This is a genomic window from Thermomonas sp. (genome assembly GCF_025993755.1).
Classification (GTDB): Bacteria; Pseudomonadota; Gammaproteobacteria; order Xanthomonadales; family Xanthomonadaceae; genus Thermomonas.
This window is the reverse complement of record NZ_JAMQHN010000146.1, coordinates 1-1517: the sequence shown is the minus strand read 5'-3', so window position 1 is coordinate 1517 and position 1517 is coordinate 1. Positions and strand designations below refer to the sequence as shown.

The 1517-nt window shown below is 66.6% G+C and carries 2 protein-coding genes and 1 pseudogene; all 3 read right to left on the bottom strand.

Going from position 1 to position 1517, the window contains the following annotated elements; genetic code table 11:
• Window positions 1-333, bottom strand: a pseudogene (locus tag Q0X16_RS10560) (conjugal transfer protein TrbI); the annotation flags it as partial.
• Between the two features lie 2 nt (window positions 334-335).
• Window positions 336-1340 (bottom strand): P-type conjugative transfer protein TrbG, encoded by a 1005-nt coding sequence (trbG, locus tag Q0X16_RS10555; protein WP_297833978.1) that lies wholly within the window; start codon window positions 1338-1340, stop codon window positions 336-338.
• Window positions 1337-1517 (bottom strand): VirB8/TrbF family protein (locus Q0X16_RS10550; protein WP_297833975.1); only part of this gene is annotated, 181 nt, incomplete at its 5' end. The genes Q0X16_RS10550 and trbG, both read right to left, overlap by 4 nt.

Here is a 1517-nt window from a genome sequence, read left to right as displayed (position 1 = left end):
GAGGTCGCCCGGCAGCGGCGGCCCTAGCTCGGGCACAGCGGGCGGCAAGGCCGGCGGCAGCTTCGAGTAGTCGGCCGGCAGGCCGTCCAGCCCTTCGGACTTCGAGACGCGATCGACGTTGTAAAGCTCGGTCTGCTCGCCCGCACCGCGTCGATGCGGCTGCAACGACCAGATCGTGGCCCCGAGCACGGCGACCGACAGGCCGCCGATGAGGACGGCCAGCGTGCGCCGGTTCAACCGGGTCACGGCACGCGGCTGGGCGCGCAGCGCCACCGCCTCGGGCGCGACCTTGCCCGTTTGCGGCGCAAGGTCAGGGGAATCGTCCTGGCTCATGGTCAGTTCCTCCGCGTGCCACCCGAGACACCGTCTGTGCGCTCAATGCGCACCACGTCGCCCTTGTCGCCGCCCAGGCGCAATTCGGCCGCGCCGAACAGCCGATCCACGATGTAGTACGGCGAGCGGAAACGGTAGTTCACCAGTTGTCCGTCACCCTGCGCGCCGATGACAAACAGCGGCGGCAGCTCGCCTTGTGCGATGCCGGCGGGGATCTGGATGTAGACCTTCTCGCCATCTTCGAAGGCGCGCAGCGGCTTCCACGGCGGATTGCTGCCGCTGACCGCGTAGCGGAAACGGATCTTCTCCAGCGACAGGCCGCTATCGACCGGCGCGGCGGCGCTGGCCGCCTGCGACTGGCGCTGCAGGGCCAGCATCTTGTCCTTCGGGTACTCCCAGGACACCGATGCCATCCATGTCTTCTCGGTCGAAGTCAGTTCCAGCAGGTACGTCCTGCGGCTGGTGGTGATGACCAGATTGGTCTTCAGGCCCGAGCGGATCGGCTTGACCATCACGTTGACGCGCAGCGCATCGCCGCTGCCGCTCGATGTATCACCCACGATCCAGCGCACGGTATCGCCCGCCGCCACCGTCACCAGTTCCTCGCCTGGCTGGAGCGCGATCACGGTCACGCGGCCCACGGCCGCGTAGACCTGGTACAGCGCGCCATCGGTGAAGGGCCAGACCTGAATCGCGTTGACATAGCCCTCGCGCGTCGGCGCAATGCGCGCTTCGGCATTGGCGCGCGAAACGCGCACGGTTTCATCGGCAGGTTCTGCGGCGGGCTTGGCATCCGGCACAGGCTTCATCTGCGCCGGCATCGGCAGCACCTGCGATACGGCTACTACCTCCACGGGCACAGGCGGCTCCGGCAGCGGCTGGGCCTGCACCGGCTCATCGAGCGAAATGGTCGGCGGCGGCTTGCCCTGCGTGGCGCAGCCAGAAAACAACACGGTCGAAGCCAGAAGCATCACCGGCAAGGCGGATTTACGGAAAAGATCATTCATGGTTTTGCTCCTTCGTTTCCTTCCAGTTCGCGGCTCCATGACAGCCCATTGACGTAGATGCCCAGGGGGTTCTTGCGCAGGCGCTGCTCGGTGCGCGGCGTCTGCTGCACGATGGAAACCACGGCATTCCAACGTTCGGTGCGATCCAGCGCACCGTTCACAAAGCGCGTCTCCGTC